Annotated in this window: 17 protein-coding genes; 10 read left to right on the forward strand and 7 right to left on the reverse strand. The window is 56.9% G+C overall.

Translation table 11 applies throughout. The annotated features are described in order from the left end of the window. Positions 1-113: 113 nt before the first annotated feature. From MK323_13745 to MK323_13755, 3 genes are read right to left on the reverse strand one after another with little or no spacing between them, the layout of a single operon-like run. Positions 114-1124: a succinylglutamate desuccinylase/aspartoacylase family protein gene (locus MK323_13745; GenBank protein MCH2483214.1), complete on the reverse strand. Its 1011-nt coding sequence runs from the start codon at positions 1122-1124 to the stop codon at positions 114-116. Between the two features lie 25 nt (positions 1125-1149). Continuing rightward, a complete protein-coding gene (locus MK323_13750) occupies positions 1150-2370 on the reverse strand; it encodes an MFS transporter (protein MCH2483215.1) in 1221 nt (406 codons plus the stop codon). A 5-nt stretch (positions 2371-2375) separates the two neighbouring features. Beyond that, on the reverse strand, positions 2376-5558 hold the full coding sequence (locus MK323_13755) for a glycosyl hydrolase (protein MCH2483216.1): 3183 nt from the start codon (positions 5556-5558) through the stop codon (positions 2376-2378). Between the two features lie 266 nt (positions 5559-5824). Between MK323_13755 and MK323_13760 the strand changes: the two genes are divergently transcribed. The 5 genes from MK323_13760 (at position 5825) to MK323_13780 (ending at position 11743) form a co-directional block, all read left to right on the forward strand. Then, positions 5825-6838 (forward strand): ABC transporter ATP-binding protein, encoded by a 1014-nt coding sequence (locus MK323_13760; protein ID MCH2483217.1) that lies wholly within the window; start codon positions 5825-5827, stop codon positions 6836-6838. Between the two features lie 15 nt (positions 6839-6853). After that, positions 6854-7846, forward strand: a complete 993-nt coding sequence (locus MK323_13765; protein MCH2483218.1) for an ATP-binding cassette domain-containing protein — start codon at positions 6854-6856, stop codon at positions 7844-7846. 168 nt (positions 7847-8014) lie between these two features. After that, positions 8015-9715, forward strand: coding sequence for a peptide ABC transporter substrate-binding protein (locus MK323_13770; GenBank protein ID MCH2483219.1), 1701 nt, complete (start codon positions 8015-8017; stop codon positions 9713-9715). Between the two features lie 98 nt (positions 9716-9813). Then, positions 9814-10827, forward strand: a complete 1014-nt coding sequence (locus tag MK323_13775) for an ABC transporter permease (protein ID MCH2483220.1) — start codon at positions 9814-9816, stop codon at positions 10825-10827. Continuing rightward, positions 10820-11743, forward strand: a complete 924-nt coding sequence (locus MK323_13780; protein MCH2483221.1) for an ABC transporter permease — start codon at positions 10820-10822, stop codon at positions 11741-11743. The genes MK323_13775 and MK323_13780 overlap by 8 nt, the downstream gene beginning before the upstream one ends. A gap of 148 nt (positions 11744-11891) precedes the next feature. Here MK323_13780 and MK323_13785 read toward each other — a convergent pair whose 3' ends face one another. Genes MK323_13785 through MK323_13795 form a run of 3 tightly spaced genes read right to left on the reverse strand, consistent with a single transcriptional unit; the run spans position 11892 to position 16415 of the window. Continuing rightward, a complete protein-coding gene (locus tag MK323_13785) occupies positions 11892-14303 on the reverse strand; it encodes an FAD-dependent oxidoreductase (protein MCH2483222.1) in 2412 nt (803 codons plus the stop codon). Positions 14304-14316: 13 nt separating this feature from the next. Next, positions 14317-15264 carry a dihydrodipicolinate synthase family protein gene (locus MK323_13790; GenBank protein ID MCH2483223.1) on the reverse strand — a complete coding sequence of 316 codons (948 nt, stop codon included), beginning with the start codon at positions 15262-15264 and terminating at the stop codon, positions 14317-14319. Positions 15265-15299: 35 nt separating this feature from the next. Continuing rightward, on the reverse strand, positions 15300-16415 hold the full coding sequence (locus tag MK323_13795) for a mandelate racemase/muconate lactonizing enzyme family protein (protein MCH2483224.1): 1116 nt from the start codon (positions 16413-16415) through the stop codon (positions 15300-15302). 364 nt (positions 16416-16779) lie between these two features. Here MK323_13795 and MK323_13800 point away from each other — a divergent pair, with 364 nt between their 5' ends. Genes MK323_13800 through MK323_13820 form a run of 5 tightly spaced genes read left to right on the forward strand, consistent with a single transcriptional unit; the run spans position 16780 to position 21523 of the window. Further along, entirely contained in the window at positions 16780-17364 is a 585-nt protein-coding gene (locus MK323_13800; protein ID MCH2483225.1) for an alkylhydroperoxidase, read from the forward strand. 57 nt (positions 17365-17421) lie between these two features. Then, positions 17422-18636, forward strand: coding sequence for an MFS transporter (locus MK323_13805; GenBank protein ID MCH2483226.1), 1215 nt, complete (start codon positions 17422-17424; stop codon positions 18634-18636). A gap of 55 nt (positions 18637-18691) precedes the next feature. Continuing rightward, entirely contained in the window at positions 18692-19807 is a 1116-nt protein-coding gene (locus MK323_13810) for an FAD-binding oxidoreductase (protein MCH2483227.1), read from the forward strand. After that, a complete protein-coding gene (locus tag MK323_13815; GenBank protein MCH2483228.1) occupies positions 19794-20105 on the forward strand; it encodes a (2Fe-2S)-binding protein in 312 nt (103 codons plus the stop codon). Before MK323_13810 ends, MK323_13815 begins: the two co-directional genes overlap by 14 nt. After that, positions 20102-21523, forward strand: coding sequence for an NAD(P)/FAD-dependent oxidoreductase (locus tag MK323_13820; GenBank protein ID MCH2483229.1), 1422 nt, complete (start codon positions 20102-20104; stop codon positions 21521-21523). Before MK323_13815 ends, MK323_13820 begins: the two co-directional genes overlap by 4 nt. Positions 21524-21535: 12 nt before the next feature. Here the strand turns inward: MK323_13820 and MK323_13825 are convergent, their stop codons facing one another. Beyond that, complete coding sequence (locus MK323_13825; protein ID MCH2483230.1) at positions 21536-23698, reverse strand: malate synthase G; 2163 nt, start codon at positions 23696-23698, stop codon at positions 21536-21538. Positions 23699-23774 lie beyond the last annotated feature (76 nt).

The following is a 23774-nucleotide window of genomic DNA, read 5'->3' on the forward strand; positions in this document are numbered from 1 at the left end:
TGGATGCCAACATCAGCATTGGTACTGCCGACAATAATCATGCTGCCTAGCTTTCTCGAATAAAAGTTACGGATTCTATGCCCGGCTGGACACCCCACTATCAAGGGGGTGCGCTATTCCTCATAATCAGCGCCCAGGTGAAACAGGCAATCCCCCCGTTCGACCCGACCCGGGATTCGTTTGCAGACAACCAGACCATCGGCGCTGAAATGAACGTCTGTTGGTGTCTGCCAGGGGGTCTCTGGAAAATGAACTCTGCCTGCAAGGTCCCCTTTTTGGATCTCATCTCCGAGGTTGACAACGGGTTCAAACAATCCTACGTCGAGCGAATACGTGAAATAGTCGTAACTCGGCGCGTGCACCATTCTTGTCGGCGTCTCCGCGGGTGGGGCCATCGGTTGTTTGAGTACGCCGAGTTCATAAAGAAAGCGCACAACCCCGTTGAAGCAGTGTTCCAGGCAATCGGGTGTCACTGTACCGCTGCCACCCATTTCAGTGCCAAAGGACAGCATGTTCTGTCGAGCCGCGCCGTCATTGCTGCCCCCGCCTCCAGCATGCCGGCCCGGCAGAAAAATACTATAGGGTGCACCAAATACCTTCATCAGTTCCCTGACCCGCACCGCATCGTCATCGGTGCCGGCTGAACCGATTGCGCTGGGCAGGTAGTGTAGCGACGATCCGCCGCTGTGCAGATCAAGCCCGTAGTCCGCCATCTTCATCAGAACGGTCTCGATGTAGTAGGCAATTTGCAGGGTCGGCAGGCCGTCTGGGTCCCCGGGGTAGACCCGATTCAGGTTCAGTTCATCAATGGGCGAGGTACGAAGCCCCGCTTTGGCTGCTGGAAAGTTGGCCATGGGCAGGATGATCAGGCGACCGTTAATATCGTCCGCCTCCAGTTGGTTGACCAGTTTGGTCAGCGTGACCTGCCCTTCGTATTCATCACCGTGGGTACCGGACATCAGCAGTACGGTGGGCCCCTCACCGTTGCTAATACAGACGATCGGAATGGCCAACCAGCCGTACGCCGAGCGGTGAACTGAATGAGGCAGGCGAACATAGTCGCACTGCTTGCCAGGTGCATCGAAGTTGATGGGGGTCGAGAGTCTTGACGGTTTCTGAGACATGATCTTGTCCTTGGGTCCAGATGGATTAGGGTTGTCTTGAGCGCACCAATGCAGAAATCGGGTTTCGGGCCTGGCTGGTGTAAATGACCAACGCTACGATGACCATAGCTGCTGCACTGAGTTGGAAAACTGCATCATAGTCCAGCCAGCCCAGCAGCAGGCCAGTCAGCAGTGGTCCAAGTACTTTGCCGACATTGCGCATGGTGCCCATAAAGCCCATGCCGGTACCTAGATGCTGAGGGGGTATCCTGTCGCTAACGAGTGCGACAGTAGACGGAAAAATCAGTCCCTGGCCGCAGCCGAGCACAATTGCAATCAACAGCAGATGGATGCCGTTCGAGGCTACCGACAGGAGTGCCACAGCAGGGGCGATGAGCAAAAACCCCACCGCGATGGTCCGCAGGTAGCCTACGCGGTCACCGAGTCGCCCACCCAGAGGTCGGGTCAGCAGATGGGCGCCTTCCTGGATGCTGAAGAAGAGCCCGACCATGATCAAGTCGAATCCAGCGACATACAGTGCGTACAGCGGGAGAAATGCCCGGATACTGTAGGTGCTCAGGTAGACCAGCATCTCCAGGGGCCCGGCAAGCCACAGGGCTTTGTTGGATACGGCACTGAAGAACGCCGTCTGTGCCTGATTCCACAGCGTGGGCAATTTCGACCCATGATCCTGGCGCAAATTGGATGGATCGCCCGAAGGTTTCAGCATCAGCACCGGCAGAAAAGCAAGGCAACTGGTAAATCCAATGATGGTGAACACCGTCGCTGGATCGAGCCAGGTCAGCAGCCAGGCGGCAGCGGTGGGTGCGACCAGATAGCCGCCGCTGCGTGCCATGCCGAACCACCCCAGTCGTTCGGCTCGCCCACCCACTGCCATCTCAGCAACATAGGCCAGACTGACCGGTCCGAATACAGCGGTGGCCAGGCCGTGTATGACCCGAACCATCAGGAGCTGCTGTGGGGTTTCGACCAGCCCGTAAACAAAAGGGATCGTGCTGAACAGGGTCAACCCGATCAACAGCCAGAGTCTTCGCCCCCATCTGTCAGACAGCAACCCAAACAGCGGTTTAAGAATCAACCCGGTCATGGTCGAGACCGAGACGATGGCGCCGACCAGCAACTCACCCGCTCCGACTGAAGCGGCAAAAAGAGGCATTAGGGGTGTTTTGCCGACCTGATAGGCCGTGCGAACAATCAGGTCGGCGCCAGTAATCCGCCACAGGTCCTGTGAGACGGGTAACTGCACGTCTGTCAGGCACCGATGGTTGAAATGCCTGCGATGACGATTTTTTCGTTCAGCGCTGCAATCGATCCATCGATAAGCTTATCCAGTTTTGCAATCTGCCTGTCGACTTGAACTACAGTTTCCTTGGCCACTTCTTTTGCTTGATCGGTCGGCGCAAAGTCCGCAATGGCCACGATTGAAATGAGGTCACCCAGTGTATCGTCCAGTCCTGCCGTATGGCGCAGGATATCGCGCGGAGTTTCACGGTGTACGTTGATCAGAGCGCCTTCTATCGCTTCCAGGCGTGTAACAAGTTTGTTGGCCTGTGTAACCAGTGCCCGGCGCTTTATCGGTAGACGGCTGGACAACTCACGCAACTGGTTCTTCATCCGGCGAATCCGGTTCACACTGGATCGCAGGTCTGAGAGTTTTGCGGTTAAGCTTTGCACCAGGGTGAACTGTTCGTCGAAATCAGCTTGGGTTGTCTCCACGCGCGGGTCTTTGCATAATTCAAAAGATGCATCTTGACTCGAACCGCCGCATTCGAGTTTGACGCTGTAGTCGCCTGGCGGTGCAGTGGGACCCCCGTCTTTGCTGAAGATGTCTGACTTGGAAAGCGGTTCATAGGACCTTTCAACCAGGTCGGGGTCAAGTTTCTCCGGGGCCGGATAGCGGATATTCCAGATGAACCGGTTCATACCCTTGTGTTTGGTCAGGCGCTGGTTAGGGTCCTGCGACTCATCATCCGAGAACTGCGCAATCGTGTTTCCTTTCGCGTCCCGAATGGATAGTGCAAGCCCGTCCTCGGGCGGGTTATCCAGCCAGTAATAAATGATGGCCCCAGCAGGTGGATTTTCGCCGGCGTCCAGGTGGCGTCGTTCTGTCGTACCGTCGGCCAGCTTCACCGGATAGGTGGTTCCGGGAAGACCAAAGGCTGGTCCATAAGCCTTGCCATCACCGGTAAATATCATTCCCGCGGCCCACTGGAGTTTGAGCCGGTACGTCGGACGTGGTTTGAAAAGTACGAGGTCTCCTTTCTTTCGCTTGTTTGCCGAGATTTTCCGCAGCGGGGTGATGTCGTCGAGTATCCAGAACGAACGCCCGTGTGTGGCAGCGACCAGATCGCTGTCCTTGATCTTCAGGTCGTAGACCGGCACCACCGGGATACCACCTTGCATGCGCATCCAGTTACGACCGTCATTGAGTGTATAGAACACCCCTGTTTCGGTGCCGACAAACAGCAAGCCCGCCCGAACCGGATCGGCCCGGAGTACGCGTGTAATCTCGCCGGCCGGGAAGTCACCGACAATGGATTGCCAGCTCTTGCCACCGTCTTTAGACTGAAAAAGGTAGGGCTCATAATCGTCCAATTTGTAGCAGGTGGCGGTCAGATAGATGGTGTCGGCGTCGTCGGGTGAGATTTCAACCGTACCGACATAAGCCAGGTCCGGCATCGCTTTGGGTGTGACGTTGCGCCAGTTCTGACCCCCGTCTTTGCTGGAGTGTACGAGCCCGTCGTCTGTGCCGGCCCACAGCTCGCCGGGCCTATGGGGCGATTCGGCAAATGTCGCGAGGGACGCGTAAGCTTCCGCAGACGCACCGTCTCCGGTCAGTGGGCCACCGGAACTTCCCAATTTCTCAGGGTCGTTACGGCTGAGGTCAGGACTGATGGCCTCCCAGCTCTGACCTTCGTTGCGCGTTCTAAACAGATGGTTGCCGCCGGCATAGAGCGTTTTGGGGTCGTGCGGCGAGAAGACGATGGGAAATGTCCACGCAAACCGGTATTTCAGCTCACGCTGAGGGACACCCGTCTGTTGCTCGGGCCAGACATTGACCAGCCTGGCCTGGCGGGTCGAGTGGTCGTAGCGTTGCAGCGCACCATTGCCGCCGGGGGAGGATCCGACACAACCCACGTAAACAATATTCGGGTCTTCAGGATGGACTGTTATAAAACCACTTTCACCAGTGCCCGGGATGGTGCAGTCGGCCATGGTGATCACACCCCATTCGGCGGCGCTGGGCACACTGATAGATGTGTTGTCCTGCTGCGTGCCGTAAACCCGGTATGGAAACTGGTTGTCAATATCCATTCTGTAAATCTGCGCGGTCGGCTGGTTGTAAATGGTGGACCAGGTTTCCCCACCGTTGAAACTGACATTCGCACCACCGTCGTTCCCCTGTACCATGCGCTGGTTATTGACCGGGTCTATCCACAGGTCATGGTTGTCGCCATGTGGCGTTGTGACTTCATGAAAATCTTTTCCGCCGTTGGTCGATTTCCACATATCAAAATTTGTGACATAAACCGTGTCTGAGTGAGTGCTGTCGGCAAACACGTGTGTGTAGTACCAGGGACGGTGCAGCAGGTCCCGGTTCGGGGATATCAACTGCCAGGTGTCGCCGCCGTCATCAGATCGGTACAGTCCCGACTTCTCACACTCGACCAGCACCCAGACCCGGTTGCTTTGCGCGGGAGACACGGTAACCCCGATCTTTCCCAGCATGCCGCTGGGGAAACCGGGGTATTTGCTCACCTCGGACCAGGTGTCACCACCGTCAGTCGAGCGGAAAAGTGCGCTGTCTGGCCCGCCACTGGACAGGTGCCAGAAATTACGATGTGCCTGCCAGATCGATGCAAAGAGAATCCTGGGGTTATTCGGGTCCATCGACAGATCAATCGCACCGGCTTGATCGCTTTGGTGCAGGATTAGTTCCCAGTTTTCACCGCCGTCGGTGGATCGATACACGCCGCGTTCGGGATTCGGTCCGAAGGCATGACCCAGGGCAGCCACATAGACGGTATCAGGATCTTCGGGATGAATGCGGATTTCACCAATATGTCGAGTTTCTTCCAACCCCAGGTGCTTCCAGGTTTTGCCAGCGTCCGTAGAGCGGTATATCCCATCCCCATAAGAGACGTCGACGCGAATCGTGGTTTCACCGGTACCGGCGTAAATTACGTTGGGGTCACTTTGAGATACCGCCAGGGCGCCTATGGTTGCGGTATTCAGGTAACCATCAGATACGCACTCCCAGTAGGTGCCGCCATCTGTTGTTTTCCAGACGCCCCCGGCGCAGGCACCGAAATAGAATGTCATTGGGTCGGTGGGGTCCCCGGCTACGGCCACGACTCTTCCGCCGCGCGGTGGACCAATACAACGCCATTTCATCTTCTCGGTTACGGCATCCCGTTGTTTTTGTCTCGTCATTGGATATCTCGATTGCTGGTGAATTCAGTCGATGCATTTCGGCACCTGTTTTCCTTCGGGTCACTGTCTTATGTATCACAATCTACGCGTAACGGACCCCACGTATTATGGTGTACATCCGACTCAGGTTGACAAACCCTAACATAGAATCTCCAATAGCGCGGGTCACTGTTCGATGGTGGCTGCCCACAGAGTTGGACTGAACTGTATTACTATGGAAGTACTGAGGTTCAAAGCACAGATGAATACAAAGAGGATTCTCCGGCATGTCAGCTGACAAATCGGCCGAGGTCATATTATCCGTCGATAATATTGTCACCCAGTTCAACACTGCCGAAGGTACCGTTTATGCAGTGAACGGGGTGAGTTTTGATCTACGTGCCGGTGAACTTCTCGGTGTGGTCGGAGAGAGCGGGTGCGGCAAGAGCGTGACCATGATGTCGTTGGTCAAGCTGATACCAATGCCGCCAGCAAAGATCGTTAAAGGGTCAGCCGTGTTCGATAACAAAGACCTCATCCAGATGGACCTTGAAGAACTCCAGGGGATCCGTGGAGGGCAGATCGGGTTCATTTTTCAGGATCCGATGACATCGCTGAATCCCGTGCTCACGGTCGGCTATCAACTGACCGAAGCCCTGAGGTTACACAAGGGCATGTCTAAAAGGGCGGCCCGTGCCCGCGCTGTAGAAATCCTTGAACTGGTTGGTATCCCATTGGCAAAAAAGCGGCTCAACGATTTTCCCCACCAGTTCTCGGGCGGTATGCGTCAGCGGGTGATGATCGCGATTGCGTTGTCCTGTGAGCCCAAGGTGTTGATTGCAGATGAGCCCACGACTGCGCTGGACGTGACAATTCAGGCACAGATACTGGACCTTGTTAAGCGATTGCGTCAGGAACTGGGGATGGCAATCATCTGGGTCACCCACGACCTTGGGGTCGTTGCCAGTCTTGCTGACCGGGTAATGGTGATGTACAGTGGTTTTATCGTGGAACGTGCTGACGTTAAACAACTCTACGGCAATCCTAAACACCCCTATACCATAGCGCTGCTCCAGACCCTGCCGGAATTGGAAGGAGAACGTGCGGAAAGACTGGAGTCCATTGAGGGACAACCGCCCGATCAATTGAGGGCACCCACTTCCTGCCCGTTTGCGCCACGCTGCAGTTACGCGTTCGACCGGTGTTCCCAGGAAAATCCTTTGTTACAGAACGTATCATCGCAGCATGAGGTCGCCTGCTGGTGGGATGTCCAGGAAAACCGGCCCCGTGACTACAACTGAAATGGAAACGGACCGGTGACGGCAGCGGTTGGTACTCCAGAACCCCTGATTCGGGTCCAGAACCTTAAGAAGCACTTCCCGATTACTGCGGGTGTGTTTCGACGTCAGGTCGGTACGGTCAAAGCCGTAGACGGAATCAGTTTTGATCTGCTACCGAAGGAAACACTGGGGCTTGTCGGTGAAAGTGGTTGCGGCAAAACCACTGCAGGGCGCACTGTACTGAATCTGTATACCCCAACGGAAGGAAAAGTTTACTTTGGACAGACCGAAGTGACGGCACTTGGCGTAAATGACCTGCGTACCATGCGACAGAAGATGCAGATGATCTTTCAGGATCCACAGGACAGCCTCAATCCGAGGATGACGGTCGGCAGTATTATTTCTGAACCACTGTTGGAACATACCAAGCTGAGTGGGCTACAAAGGACGGAACGGGTAGAGGAACTGTTGCAGGCCGTCGGGCTTAATGCCAAATACATGAACCGGTATCCACATGAGTTTTCGGGTGGACAGCGACAGCGCATCGGTGTGGCACGAGCACTCGCACTGAATCCCGAGTTCATCATCTGTGATGAGCCCATCGCTGCATTGGATGTGTCTATTCAGGCTCAGGTAGTCAATCTACTGGAGGACCTGCAAGAAAAGTTCGGCTTAACGTACCTGTTTATTAGCCATGATCTTGGCATGATCCGGCATATCGCCCGGCGCGTGGCTGTGATGTATCTGGGACACATTGTCGAGATAGCCACTTCACAGAATTTGTATACGCGGCCACAGCACCCCTACACCCAGGCGCTGTTGTCGGCGGTGCCAACCCATGATCCAGTTCGTGAAGAAACACGTGAACGCATCATTCTGACCGGTGATGTCCCGAGTCCGGCAGATCCGCCGTCGGGGTGCCCGTTCAGGACTCGCTGCCCGTCTGCGGAATCGAAATGTGCTGAGGAAGTTCCGGAATTAAGGCAAATCGAGACCGGTCACCGAGTAGCCTGCCATTTGGTTGCCTGAGTCAGCGAAATTGGCAGGATCGTTTGCGAACATGCTCAAAACGGTTATAGTTTCCTTCAGCCATTTGGGTATAGCTGAAAAATAGGAGAAACAACCGGCAGGTTCGAGCTCGCACTAAGGCGTTCTAGTTGAGTTGTAGACTTTCAACCACAATAGGAGGATTTGACTATGAGTAAGTTAATCAGCGCGGTACTTGCTGCAACGCTGGCTTTTGCCGGCGCTGTGGGTGCCGCAGAACGTGGCCGCGACGGGCAGGTGAACATCCTGTTCTGGCAGGCGCCATCCAATGTGAACCCGTATCTCTCTGGCGGGACCAAGGAGATCGAGGTGTCGTCGATGGTGATCCAGCCGTTGGCCAACTACGATCCCAACGGCAATATGATTCCCACATTGGCAGCGGAGATTCCGACCGTAGCCAATGGTGGCGTGTCTTCGGACTTGAAGACGATTACCTGGAAGCTAAAACAGGGTGTGACCTGGTCCGATGGTTCAGCCTTTACGGCGGATGATGTTGTATTTACATACGAGTACTGCTCGCATCCAGATACAGGTTGCAGCACGATGAACTATCTGGCGGGTATCTCCAGTGTAGACGCTATTGATGCACACACCGTGAAAATCAGTTTTGCCGAACCAAAGCCTTTCCCGTACGGCGCCTTTGTTGGTGCCACTACACCGATTATTCAAAAGGCGCAATTTGCGGACTGCATGGGAACAAAAGCACAGGAATGTACTGAAGCGAACTTCTACCCGATTGGAACAGGTCCGTTCGTTGTCAAAGATTTCAAGCCTAACGATGTCGTCCAACTAGAAGCAAATCCCAATTATCGCGAGGCCGGAAAGCCTGCCTTTCAGAGCGTGTTGTTCAAAGGCGGTGGTGATGCGACTTCAGCTGCGCGTGCTGTTCTTGAGACCGGTGAAATGGACTACGCCTGGAACCTTCAGGTCGAGCCCGAGATCCTGGCAAAGATGGCACAGGCGGGTAAAGGCATCATCGTCACGGCATTTGGTCCATCAGTTGAGCGACTTATGGTCAACCAGACCAATAACAATGCGGCAGAGCCGAATCGTTCGGAGTATATGGACGGTAATAACCCCCATCCGTTCCTGAGCGACTACGCTGTCCGACGAGCGCTTTCATTGGCTATCGAACGGCAAATTCTGGTCGATGCGGGGTACGGTGCGGCGGGTCAGGTGACCTGTAATGTGTTGCCGGCACCCGCGATCTATGCGTCAACAGCTAACGATGAGTGTAAGACTCAGAATACCGACGAAGCTAACAAGATTCTTGATGCAGCAGGCTGGGCGAGAGGTTCCGATGGTGTGCGAGCAAAGAATGGCGTAAGAATTTCGATTCTTTATCAGACTTCTACCAACTCTGTACGCCAAGCCACTCAGGCCTTCATCAAAGAGATGTGGAAGCAGATTGGTGTCGAAACCGAACTGCGTAACATCAACGCGTCTGTATTCTTTGGTGGCGATCCGGCCAGCCCGGATACCTACGGAAAATTCCTGACTGATATTGAGATGTACACCAACAATTTCAGCGGGACAGATCCTGAAGCCTATATGAACAACTGGACCTGTGCAGAAATCTCCGGTAAACACAACAATTGGCTTGGTAATAATGTGCCTCGTTACTGCAACCCAGCTTATGATGCACTGGCCAAGGAATTGAGTACTGCTGGCGCTCTGGAAGATCGTACTCGTTTGGCGAAGGCGATGAACGACATACTCATGCAGGACTACATCATGATTCCGCTGATTCACCGCGGTGGAGTGGCAGCGCACGCCAATTCGTTAGGTGGTGTTGCAATGAATGCATGGGATACCGAGGTGTTTAATATCGCTGATTGGTATCGGAAGTAATACCCAGTTCATATTTAATTGGTTAGTTATTATCTGGGCGGTTTTCGGGCGTAAGCCCGCAAACCGCCTGCTTTATTCGGTGTCAAGGTGATTTAACTTTGGTACGGTACATCCTCAGACGCTTACTGATCGCCATACCGACGTTGTTGGTCATCAGCTTTGTTATTTTCGTAATTCTTGATCTGGCTCCCAACGATCCTACGGGCAACCTACCGATGACAGTGCCGCCCGAGACCCGGGAGAAGATCCGTCTGTCTCTGGGCCTCGGTGAAGCGATGCATGTCCGCTACTACAAGTGGCTGGTGCAGTTCTTCGTGAACGAACCCCTGAATATCCTGGAACAGAGTTTCGGGATCGTTATTGGCGACTCGGGAAATCGACTGCGGGTTCTGTCGTGGGCCACGCGCAGTCCCGTGGTTGATATGATCGTAGAGCGTGCACCACAGACTTTGTGGGTTGTTGGTCTTTCTTATGTGTTTGGAATTCTGATGGCGATCCCTATAGGTATTATTCAGGCCTACCGGCAGTATTCCTGGTTTGACCAAGTCGGCACGTTCGTCGCCATGGTTGGGTTTTCCGTGCCGACTTTTTTTACCGGCGTGGTGGCCATCTTAGTTTTCAGTGTACAGCTACAGTGGCTTCCGATGATCTACGACACTACGCTGGAGGTGAACAGCTGGGGGAACTTTATCCTTCAGTTCAAACAAATGATCATGCCGGTGATGGTGCTGGCGCTGTGGCAGGCGGCGCAGCTCAGCCGGTTCATGCGGGCCTCTATCCTGGATAACCTGAATCTGGATTACGTACGTACCGCGCGCTCGAAGGGCCGCAACGAGCGGGCCGTGCTGCTCATTCATGTGTTACGGAACAGTTTGATTCCTGTGATTACACTGATTGCACTGGGTATTCCGCACATATTTGGCGGTGCGATCATTACCGAACAGATTTTTCGTGTAAACGGGCTGGGTCAGCTGCTGATTATTGCAATCGAAGGTGCCGATATTCCCACGGTGCAGACGCTTACCTTCCTGTTTGCGTTCTTGATTGTTCTATTCAATCTGATTGCAGACGTCCTCTACGGGATTCTGGATCCACGGATTCGTTATGACTGAAGTGGTCAAACTCGGGGTCGCTGAAGACCTGCGCACAGTACATCGGTCGCTCTGGGGTGATGTCTGGCGGCAGTTTTACAAGCACAAAGGCGCTCTGGTGGGTGTTATTGTTTTCGTGCTGATCACTTTGATTGTATTTTTAGGTCCTTTTGTTTACGACGTTGATCCCAATTCGATTGATTTCAAATCACGCAATCTCACCCCAAGCCTCGACCATCCCCTCGGTACGGACAATATCGGGCACGATACTCTGGCACAGATGCTCGCGGGTGGTCAGGTCTCTCTCGCCGTTGGTTTTCTGGCGATGCTGATCGCACTCGTGCTGGGTACTTTCATTGGCGTACTCGCTGGGTTTACCAAGGTTTTGGACGGCCCGTTGATGCGATTGACAGATCTTTTCCTGGCTCTGCCCATACTGCCACTGCTACTCGTTATTATCCTGTTGTTCCGCGATACCCTACGGAACCTTTATGGTCCGGAAGCCGGTATTTTCATGCTGATCGTCTTCGTGATCGGTATAACGAGTTGGATGAATACGGCAAGAATTGTGCGTGGCGACGTGCTCGGTATCAAGGAGCGCGAGTTCGTCCTCGCAGCCCACAGCATCGGTGTGCGACGCCGCAAGATTATCTTCAGACACATACTGCCCAACGTTTTGAGCCCGATCATGGTGTCGGCAACACTCGGGATTGCCAATGCCATCATCACGGAGTCGGCACTGTCCTTTCTGGGCCTCGGATTTCCACCGGATTTCCCGACCTGGGGCAGGCTGCTCTTTGACGGCACCAACTTCATACAGATCACGCCGTCGCGGGTGATCTGGCCCGGGCTCTTTATCGCCTTGACCGTGCTGAGTGTGAATTACATCGGTGATGGGCTGCGCGACGCGCTCGACCCACGCATGCGCGGGCGTTAAAGCCTCTACCTGCCGACGCCTCGTTCGGTGGAGCGGTTTCTTACGTTAAGTTCCGTGCTCCTTCCCAAGTACGGCCGCGGCTCCGCCGCCGACCACCGCTCGCCGGGGATCTGGAAGGGCTCGTCGAAATTGCTGTGCCGTTAACGACTCAGGCCCGCATACGCTGACCCGAAGGATCCCACGCGGGTCGGGCCAGGATCTGGGCATCTTGCAGCTTGCCGACCACATGGACCGAGAGTTCGGTATCGTCACTGATGTGTCTGTCGACAAGCGCCATGGCGAGGCTCTTACCGGTGTGGTGGCCATAACCGCCGGAGGTCGTGAAGCCCACCCGCTGGTCACCCACCCAGACCGGTTCATAGCCGGAGGCGTCGGCGTTGTCGGCATCGATCTCCAGGGTTACCAGACGCTGCGGTGCACTGTCTTTCTTGCGGACCTCCAATGCTGAATCCCGGCCAATGAAATCCGCTTTTGTCCAGTCTATCCAGCGGTCCATCCCGGTCATGGCCGGGGTACGGTCCTGTGTAAATTCGGCACTCCAGATACCAAAGCTTTTTTCCAGCCGTAGCGCGTTCATGGCGTAAAAACCGAATTCGCGGATGCCCTGGTCACGACCGGCTTCAAGCAGCATCTCCCGCAGCGCGATGTGTTCAAGGGCGCCGCAGTTGATCTCGTAGCCGAGCTCTCCGCACACTGACAGGCGAACAACTTTGCTGCGGATAAGGCCGATATCCAGTTCCCGGCAGCCCATGAAGCCGAACGCCTCGTGACTGACATCCTGGTGGGTGAGGCTCGTCAGGACATCGCGCGACCGGGGCCCGGCCAGGCCAAAACCTACCGTGGCATCCGAGATGTCGCGTACAGTCACGCCATCTTCTAGGTGATCCTGGAACCAGCGCATGTGCCAACTGCGAAGGTAATACGAACCCATGATCCACCAGTTGCCGTCGCCCCAGTTGATGATGGTCAGATCGCCTTTGAGCCGGCCGCTGGGCGCCAGCATCGGCGCCAGTCGTGCGCGACCGGCTGAGGGCAACCGTGATGCCATCATACGATCGAGCCAGGTTGCGGCGTTCACTCCGCTGACTTCGTAGCGGGAGAAGCCACTGATATCGAGCAGGCCCACGCCTTCTCTGACTGTGGCGCATTCTTCGGCCACGATCGGGAACGCGTTTGAGCGCTTCAGTGTGGGTGTTTCGGTAAACCCCGTTGGGGCAAACACCAGCGGAACTTCAAGACCCCAGCTGCAGCCCCACTGGGCCCCGGTAGCGGTCATGGCATCATAAGCCGGTGCTTTGCGTAGCGGACGACCTGCCGGCAGCTGCTCATTGGGGTAGGTCATGACAAAGCGGCGGGAGTAGAACTGGCCCGTGGTCTGCCGGATGTACTCACGGTTCGATGTGAAATCGCCGTAACGCGCGATGTCCAACGGCCAGGCATCGGCTTCTGTTTCGCCATGGATCATCCACTCCGCCAGTGTTTTGCCGACACCGCCGCCCTGGAGGAAACCCGCCATCACGCCGCAGGCCAGCCAGTAATTGGGCAGGCCGGACACCGGGCCCACCAGCGGATTGCCGTCGGGTGAGAAGGTAAAAGCCCCATTGACCCAGTTTTTGACGCCGACATCGTTCAGCACCGGGTAGCGGTTGAATGCCATTTCCAGCTCGTCGGCAATGCGGTCGGTGTTCTCCTGGATCAGTTCGATACCGTAGTCCCAGGGGGCGCCATCGATGTTCCAGTGCTGGTGGTTGATCTCGTAAATACCCACCAGAATGCCGTTCTGGTCCTGGCGCATGTAGGTGAATCCTTCCAGGTCAACGGTCATGGGCAGTTCAAAATCCATCGCCTCGACTTCGGGAATGGTGTCGGTCACCAGGTAATGGTGTTCCAGCGGCGACAGCGGCAGATCGAGTCCCACCATGCGGCCCACCTGTTTGGCCCACAGTCCGCCGGCATTGACCACGTGTTCGGCATGTACCGGACCCTGTTCTGTAATCACGTCCCAGCTGCCGTCTGGCCGTTGTGTGAGGGTCTCCACTTTGTTGTGTTCGATCACCTCGGCGCCGCGCTGTCGCGCTGCTTTTGCATAGGCTAGGACCGTACCGGTGGTGTCGATGTATCCTTCGCGGTCGGCCCACAGTCCGCCGAGCACACCGCTGGTATCCATAATCGGACATTTGGCACGGACTTCGTCTGCTGTCATCAGGTAGCAATCTTCGATGCCAACGGTCTGATAAGTCCGGTAAGCCGATTGCAGCCATTCCCACCGATCCGGCGTAGACGCAACGCTAATTCCGCCTGTCATGTGCAGACCAATCGATTGGCCCGACTCCTGTTCAATCTCAGCGAGCAGGTTAATGGTGTAGGCCTGTAAAGCTGACATATTGGGGTCTGCATTTAATGCGTGTATACCGCCGGCGGCGTGCCACGAAGAACCCGCGGTCAGTACCGAACGTTCGATTAGGCACACATCTGTCCAGCCGAGTTTTGCCAGGTGATACAGCACCGAAGCGCCGACCACTCCGCCGCCGATCACAACAACCTGATATTCTGACTTCATGGATTGCTGTCCTTTAGAGCTCGTACGATTTACCAGGCCAGTTGTTCCACCAGGCCTTAAACAACTCCAGCTGGGTGCTGGCTAGATCCTTTTGACTGGTACTGAGTTCATCGTCGGGATTGAAATGAAGCGCGTAACCGCTTTCCCCAGCCAGGGTCAACAAGTATTTGTAAAAGAGTACAAGGTCGGGCCCCTCATCGAACGTTGACAGGACCATCAGTGCATCGTCGAATTCTTTCGCGAGTCTGCGTGCCTGCGCGTCACCCTTGGCTGCAGCTCTGCACAGTGCGATCAGGTGTAGAACTTCGTGCGGCAGTACATTACCGATGCCGGTAATTGTGCCGCAGGCGCCGCAGTTGACATAACCATGAACCACCTGGGTGTCGACGCCAACGAGCAGCTTCAGGTCGGGGTCCGCGCCGGTGATGTGTTCGGCGGCATAATCCAAAGCGGCCGCACCTCCGAATTCCTTGAAGCCGATCAGATTCGGGTGGGTACTTCGTAGGTGAAAAAACAAGTCCGCCTTGGTTTCGAAACCGTAGTAGGGACTGTTGTAGATGACTGCCGGCAAATTTGGCGCCGCAGACAGAATCGCTGAAAAATGCGCCTGCTGGGCGGCAGGTGCCGTACCGCGGGAGAGCACACGCGGTATCAGCATCAGGCCACCTGCGCCCACTGCTTGGGCGTGGGCCGCATGGGCGACCGCGTTGCGCGTGTTCTGTGCGCCGGTTCCGACAACCACCGGTATGCCGGCATCACAGAGGTGCTGTACACCCGATTGGCGTTGTTCATCTGTTAGCAGTGGCCAGTCTCCCATGGAACCGCAATAGACCACGCTGACCATGCCGGCATTGATTAGTGTGTCAGCGCGCTCCACCAGTCCCGCAAACACCGGATTCCGGTCACGGTCACACGGGGTCATCAGCGCCGGAATTGCACCTTCAAATACACTGCTGTCCATGATCTGTAGTTTCTCTGTACCACTGGGTGTTGGATTTATGTCGTGAAAACCGGTTCACCGAGTTGAGTCATATCGGCAGTCACACCCAGACCTGGGCCATCGTTCGCACACATATACCCGTCTTTAACGCTCGGTGCGCCGTCCGCGATGCTGACGGTTGAGTAGTCGTGAAACGCAGACGATTGAAACTGAAATTCGGCCGGGGTGGAGTGTGCCAGATGCGCAATCGCAGCGGTCGCGATCTCACCGCCCCAGCTGTCTTCGACGTTCATCGGCAGGCCGAGCGATACACACAGGTCCCGAATCTGTCGGGCCCGCGTGAGTCCGCCCATGCGGTTGATCTTGAGGTTAATCAGATCCATGGCATTGTCGTGATGCGCTCGGAGCAGGGCCGCCAGGCTGTCAATGCATTCGTCGAGCACAAAAGGTAGATCGGTATGTCGGCGTACCGTCAGACATTCTTCGTAGGTGAGACACGGCTGCTCAAAGTACAAAAGGAGTCCGTGTTCCCGCGGCAGGTCTTTGATGGCGTCGGCGACGATCAGTGCCTGGTGTTGCTTCCAGCCGGTGTTGGCATCGGCATTCAGTACTTCCCCGGGCTCCATGCAGGCGGCAATTTTACGAATACGACTGATATCGGTCAGCGGGTTTTCGCCGACCTTGACCTGAAAGTTACGGTAGCCCTGTGCGCGGTATTCCGGAATGCGGGCGGCCATGGCATCCGGGTCAGTGCGCGTCACGACCTTGTAGAGTTTGACTTTATCCTGCTGTTTGCCGCCGAGCAGGGTGTACACGGGGAGGTCGGTCTTTTTACCGAGAATATCCCAGCAGGCCATGTCGATCGCTGATTTAACGTAGGGGTGACCCTTGAGTAAGGTGTCCAGTGTGTCGTTCACACAGTCCAGCTGTGTCGGGTCCAGTCCGATCAGGGCCGGTGCCACCTTGGCGATGCCGCTGCGAACCCCTTCGGCGTAGGCTGGTAGATAAGTCGGACCAAGGGGGCAGCTCTCTCCCGCACCGCAGATGCCTTCGTCGGTCTCGATGATGACCACGGTGGTATCGAATGCGGTGTGTGACTGGGTCGACCAGCTGTAAAACCCTTCCTTCATCGGCAGATCTGCACGAAAGACTGAGATTCGGGTAATTTTCATGCGTTCAACGTTATGTCGTGGACTGCTGTTGTAAGTTTCTGTCCCAGGTCAACCGGCCACGGACTGTCGGAGTCTATCTTTAATCTCCGATCGCTGTCAGGCGCAGGGACAAGGCGCTGTCAGCGCGTGTGTTCAGGCTTCGTGGCTAGACGCAATGCACTTTTGCGGGGTACTGAATTGCCCAGTAGAAAGCACCTGCACTATGATTCGATTAATATCGGCGTATCAACCCTGTATCCAGCCACGACAGTCCAATGGGTTCAACACCACGTGGGGAATGACTGATGAACTATGCGAAGGTGCGAGATATCACTGCCGATGAAATTCCGGTCATTGATGTGTCCGGTCTTAAAGGTAGTCGCTGATGCGGGCCTGGATCGAGATGGTGCCGCCCGATGTGGCGGACGGCGAACTGTCAAAACTCTATGAAAAAGCCCGCACACCGGCCGGAACGGTGGACAATGTCATGCAAGCCCATTCCCTGCGGCCCCATACCCTGGCCGGTCACGTCGCCCTGTACCGCGCCGTGCTTCACCATCCCGACAACACCTTGCCGGACTGGTTCCTGGAGGCGGTCGGCAGCTATACCAGTATTCTTAACGGCTGCGACTACAGCCTGACCCACCACTGGCACAATGCAAGGGCGCTGCTGGGCGGCGGTGAGACCGGTGATGCAGCACTGGCGGCACTCAACAGCCGGCAGCCAGAACAGGCATTCGAGGGAAAGTATCTTGCACTGCTTCAGTATGTTGAAAAGCTGACCCTGTCACCGGCGGCCATTACCCGGGATGATGTCGACGGGCTCAGAGCCAGCGGCGCAAGCGATGGCGAGATCCTGGAAACAAACCAGGTCTGCGGGTACTTTAACTACGTCAACCGGCACCTCAATGGACTGGGTGTCAGTACAGAAGGTGACAAGATCGGTTATTACGACGAGTCTGGGTCGTAACTATGAATCCCCTACTGGGTACGGGCTAGCAGTGCTTAAGTCCCGCGACCGCCAGCCATGTCACCGGTAACACTGCTCGTCATGCTGTGTATTGCACAAGTGCTTGCGATGACAAGCTTTGCTAACTTTGCCGCGTTGCTGCCCGATTTTGTGGTGCTGTGGGATCTGTCCAACACCGAGGCGGGGTGGATTGGTGGTATTTATTACGCGGGCTACGTCACGGCTGTTCCGCTGCTGGTGGGGATGACTGATTCAGTCGATTCCAAGCGAATTTATCTTTTTAGTATCGGCATCGGTGTCATAGCCTCTCTGGGCTATGCCGTTCTGGCCGAAGGTTTCTGGTCAGCGATGGTGTTTCGGTTTTTCTCCGGGGTCGCGCTGGCCGGCACCTACATGCCCGGCCTGCAGATCCTGAACGACCGCCTTTCCGCGGACGATCGCCAGCGCACACTGCCGTGGTATCTGAGTGCATTCAGCCTCGGTACCGCTGCGTCGTTCTATATGACTGGTTGGTTCGGTGCGCGTTTTGAATGGCCGCTGGTGTTTCTGCTGGCCGGTATCGCCCAGTTGGCTTGTCTGATTCTGGTTCTGACCACCGTGGCCCCCAGAAAACCGAACGTGCTCAAGACCGATGACCGCCACCCGCTGGACTTCCGGCCAGTGTTCACTAACCGGGCTGCAGTGGCCTATATCTGGGGTTATACCGGGCACACTTATGAGTTGTTTGCTTACCGTGCGTGGATCGTCGCGTTTTTGGCGTTTGCCGCGGCGGTATCCGGTACTGTGGTTGGGTCTGAGGCCATCGCTACCTATGCCGCGGTGTTCAGTCTGGTGGGTATGCCGGCGAGTGTTTTCGGAGCGTATCTGGCAATGCACGGTGATCGCAGACGGACGGTATCGGTGGTGATGGGGGTGTCCGTCATCATGGGCTGCAGCCTGGGTTTTCTGGGGGCGGCGCCGTTTATGCTGGTCGTGCTGATTGCCGGGCTCTATTCCGGTTTTATCATGGGCGATTCGGCAGCACTGACGGGCGGTACGGTGGCAGCGGCCCGTGACGGTGAACGCGGTGCCACCCTGGCGATGCACTCGGTATGGGGATTTTCCGGTGGCTTCCTCGGCCCCCTGATGGTCGGACTGGTGCTGGATCTGGCTGGGGGCCGGCATTCGACGGTGGGCTGGGGTCTGGCCTTTGTCACTATGGCCGCGGGATCTTTGCTTGCACTGGCAGGTCTGCGCGGGTTGCTGGCCAGGGCAGCCCGGAGCGCAGGATGAGCCTGCGGTACAGCAGTCCTGAAGCAACAGGTTCGGCTACGGCGGGAGGTTGTGTTTGAATCATCTTGATATTGCCGTGATCGGTGGTGGCCTGTTGGGTTCGGCATTTGCCTATGGCTTGAGCACAGATGGAGGTCGAGTCGGGCTGATCGATGAAGGTGACCATGCCATTCGCACCGCACGCGGCAACTTCGGTCTGGTCTGGGTGCAGGGTAAGGGTCTGGGCATGCCGGACTATGCCCGCTGGAGTCTGCGCTCTGCCTATGCCTGGACACCGTTCAGCGAGGAGCTGCAAGCTCAAACGGGTACGTTGGTCGAATATCACCGTCCCGGCGGCTTTTACGTTTCGATTGACGACACCGAGTTTGCCGACAATGTGGCGCGGTTAAAACAGTTGCGGGACGAGGCTGGAGATGAAGGTTACGACTATGAAGTTGTCGAACGGGCAGCTCTGTGTGAACAGCTCCCGGGAATCGGTCCGGATGTTCCAGGAGCGACCTACTGCCCGCATGACGGTCATGCCAATCCACTGAAGCTGTTGCGCGCGCTGCAGGAAGCGTTTCGGTTAAATGGCGGCACTTACACACCAAGCTCAAGGGTCACTACGATCCGGCCGGTGAACGGTGGTGGGTTTGAGATCTTGTGTGAGGGGGGTCGCGAGTTCGGCTGTGAAAAACTGGTGATTGCGGCGGGTCACGGTTCAGCCGAGCTCGGCAAGAGTCTGGGTATGGAGATTCCCATCTTTCCAGTGCAGGGTCAGGTCGTGGTGACCGAGCGCGCGCAAATGACCATGACCTATCCGACCAATTACGTTCGCCAGACTGACGATGGGAATTATCTGCTGGGCCCATCGGCGAGAGACGTCGGCTTCAATGATGAAACCGAAACCACCACGCTTCGCGACATCACCCGCCGCTGCACCACGGCATTTCCACACCTTAGGCGATTGCGTATACAGCGCACCTGGGCAGCGCTGCGGATCATGACGCCGGATGGCTTTCCGGTGTACCTGCAGTCTGAGGCCTACCCAGAGGCATTTTCTTTCTCGTGCCACAGCGGTGTGACGCTGGCGGCGGTGCACGCCACGGACGTGTCGCGCTGGGTGCTCGATGGCCACATTCCATCACAGTACCGCTGTTTTCATCCCGAGCGATTCGATGTACCGGCGTAGAGACCCAATCAGTGACTCAATCATAATCTGGTTCTGTGATCGGAGAATCGAGGCTGCAGCGGACGACTCGGTTGCGGCTGCACTGTTGGCTGCCAGCATTTCGTGCTTCGGACGAACAGCAGTCAGTGGAGCGCCACGGGCCCCGTTCTGCATGATCGGCAATTGTTTTGACTGCCTGGTCGAGATCGACGGTGAGACCAATCTGCAGGCGTGCCTGGTGACGGTGCGTGAGGGCATGCGAATCCGCCCCCACCCAGGCAATGGATTCGGTGACAACGGGGAAAAGGGTGAAGCATGACCCAAGACACCTGTACTGACGTCGTGGTGGTTGGCGCTGGACCGGCGGGCATGACTACCGCCAGCTGCTTGGCAGAAAGCGGTGTCCGGGCGCTGCTGCTGGACGAGCATACGGCACCCGGCGGCCAGGTGTACCGCAGTGTTGAAAAAGTCACTGACAAGAGGCCTGCAGACCTGAATGTTCTGGGTAGTCATTACCGCAGCGGGTCGAAAGCGGTTGAGCGTCTGCACAGCAGCGGCGCCCAGTACTGGCCTGGCACGAGTGTCTGGGAGATCTCTGCCGCTGAAGAACCGGCGCTTGCGGTCGGTGTCGTACGCGATGGACGGGCCCGAATGATCCAGGCTGGTCACATTGTTCTTGCGACCGGTGCCATGGAGCGTCCAACACCGTTTCCGGGCTGGACATTGCCCGGCGTGATGACTGTGGGTGCAGCCCAGACGCTGCTTAAATCCTCAGGTCTGGTGCCGGAGGGGCGCATTGCGGTTGCCGGCAGTGGACCACTGCTTTATCTGTACATCAGCCAGCTGATTAAAGCGGGGAAAAAACCGCAGGTCATCCTTGATACGCGGCCGCGGGCATCGTTGCAGACCAAACTGTCGGTGCTGGCTGCGTTGACCGTCGATCCCGCGTCGATGTTCCGGGGGCTGGGGTGGATGCGCGAGGTGCGCCGCGAAATACGGGTTCGTGAAAGGGTCCATCGACTGCGTGCCAGCGGCGTCGAAAAACTCTCCAGCATCAGTTATGAGTCTTGTGATCGGCAGTTCACTGATGAAGTTGATCTGCTGCTGGTGCACGATGGTGTCATTCCCAACACCTGGCTCGCCATGTCGGCCGGTTGCCGGCATCATTGGAATGTACAGCAGCGCTGCTGGGTGCCGGACATTACCGGCGCAGGGCAGACGAGCCGCCAGTCCGTGTCAGTCGTGGGCGATGCGGCCGGTATCATTGGGGCCGATGCGTCTGTTCTGCATGGCGAAGCGGTGGCCTGCGAGGTGGCTGCATGCCTTGAAGGTAAGCAACCGGGTGTTGTCGGAAACGCAGCCCACCCATTGCTGGCTTGGCAACACCGCACGCTGCGGCGCTGTCTTGATCAGTTTTATCCACCGGCGCAGGAATTTGAGCTGCCGCCGGATGACGAGACCGTAGTCTGTCGCTGTGAGGAAGTGACTGCCGGGGAGATCAGGCGGGTGGCCGCATTGGGCTGTGTCGGCCCAAACCAGGGCAAGGCGTTTACCCGCTGTGGCATGGGGCCCTGTATGGGGCGTAAGTGCGGTGTGACGGTCAGCCGGCTGATTGCCGAGCACCATGGCCTTTCCATGCATGAGGTCGGGCACTACCGGATCCGGCCGCCGGTCAAGCCGATCAACGTGGGCCAGCTTGCTGATCTTGAGACAGATGCTGACGCGCACACGGACTGATGCGGTAGCGGTCTAGGCCTTCATCTCCAGGCGCCGGCGGTGCAGCGCCGGTTCGGTATACCCGTTGCACGCCTCGTGTCCACCGAAGATCAGGTCCTGCGCCGCCTTGAACGCATGGCCGTTGAACTCCGGCGCCATGTCGATGTAGAGCGGATCACCGGCGTTCTGACGATCGACCACCGCGGCCATCCGCGCCAGTGCTGCGTTGACCTGGTCTTCGGTCACGACGCCGTGGTGCAGCCAGTTGGCAATGTGCTGGCTCGAGATTCGCAGCGTCGCCCGGTCTTCCATCAGTCCGATGTTGTTGATGTCGGGTACTTTAGAGCAGCCCACGCCCTGGTCTATCCAGCGCACCACGTAGCCGAGAATGCCCTGGCAGTTGTTGTCGAGTTCCGCCTGTAGTTCCTCATCCGACCAGCGGGTGTCCGGCGCCAGCGGCAGGGTCAGAATATCGTCCAGGTTGGCCCGTGCCCGGGACCGAAGTACCGCCTGCTGTGCCTGTACGTCGACCTGGTGGTAGTGCATGGCGTGCAGCGTTGCGGCTGTCGGTGACGGCACCCAGGCCGTGGTCGCACCAGCCTTCGGGTGGGAGATTTTGGCGTCCATCATGGCTGCCATTTCGTCCGGCATCGCCCACATGCCTTTGCCGATCTGTGCATGACCCGGCAGGCCGCAGGCCAGCCCGATGTCCACATTCCAGTCTTCGTAAGCCGTTATCCAAGGTTGGGCTTTCATCTGGGCCTTGCGGATCATGGGCCCGGCCTCCATGGCGGTGTGTATTTCATCACCAGTTCTGTCAAGAAAACCGGTATTGATAAAGATCACCCGGTCGGCAGCCGGACGGATACATTCCTTGAGGTTGACTGTGGTGCGGCGTTCCTCGTCCATGATCCCGATCTTGATGACGCACGCCGCCAGTCCGAGGGCTTTTTCGACCCGGCCAAACAGCTTGACGGCAAAGGCGACTTCTTCCGGGCCGTGCATCTTCGGCTTGACGATATAGATCGATCCCGTCCGGGAATTTCGAACCGGGCCGCTGCCGTTCAAGTCGTGCAAGGCGATCAGGCTGGTGATCACGGCATCCATGATGCCTTCAAAGACCTCGTCACCCTGTCGGTCGAGAATGGCCGGATTGGTCATCAGGTGGCCGACGTTTCGAACCAGCATCAGCGAGCGGCCGGGCAGGGTCAGGCTCCCGCCGCCGGGAGTACTGTATTGACGATCGGGATTGAGTGACCGGTCGACGGTGCCACCGCTCTTGTCGAACCGGGCCGCGAGATCACCTTTCATCAGCCCCAGCCAGTTTCGGTAGACACCGATTTTCTCTTCAGCGTCCACGGCCGCCACCGAATCCTCCAGGTCCTGGATGGTGGTGATGGCAGATTCCAGGACCACATCACAGACGCCGGCCACACTTTCGCGGCCGACCGGATCATCGCGGTCGATCCGGATCTCGATATGCAGGTTGTGGTGTTTTAGCACGATGCAGCCGGGTTGCGCCGGATCACCGTTGAACCCCACAAGTTGTTCCGGTTGGGCCAGGCCACACGGGGAATCCGTGTTGTGTGTGGCTGAGAGGGCACCATCGATGATTGCATAGCCCGTGACATCGGCATGAGAGACCCCGTCAAGCGGTACGGCCTGGTCGAGAAAACCGTTGCTGTAGTCGACCACCCGCTGGCCGCGAACAGGGTTGTAGGCAGTGCCTATTTCAGTGCCATCGGTTCCGGGCAGCACGTCCGTACCATACAGTGCGTCATACAGAGAGCACCATCTCGCGTTCGCAGCGTTGAGTGCGTAGCGGGCATTGTTGACCGGGACCACCAGTTGCGGCCCGGCAATGGTGGTGATTTCGTCGTCCACCCCGGCCGTGGTTACGCTGAAGTCGGGACCTTCTTCGACCAGATAGCCGATCTGGCTCAGAAAGTCGCGATAGGCTGGTGGGTCGTGCGCGTCGCCCGGGTGTGATCTGTGCCACTCGTCGATCTGCGCCTGTAAGGTATCTCGTTTGTCCAGCAGCGCCCGGTTTTCAGCCGTCAGATCATCGACAATGGCGCCGAATTCAGCCCAGAAACTATCCGCATCCACACCGGTCCCCGGGAGGGCGCTGTGGGTGATGAAGTCGTACAGGTCACTGTCGACCTGGAGGCCATGGCTATTGATACGCTGTGTCACAGGTCATCCTTTTCGGTTGTTCGTACGGTTGTCGGAAGTCATCAACCCACCGTACTTGGGTTAGTCACGTTCACCG

The sequence above is a fragment of the Gammaproteobacteria bacterium genome, from assembly GCA_022450155.1.
Classification (GTDB): domain Bacteria; phylum Pseudomonadota; class Gammaproteobacteria; order Arenicellales; family UBA868; genus REDSEA-S09-B13.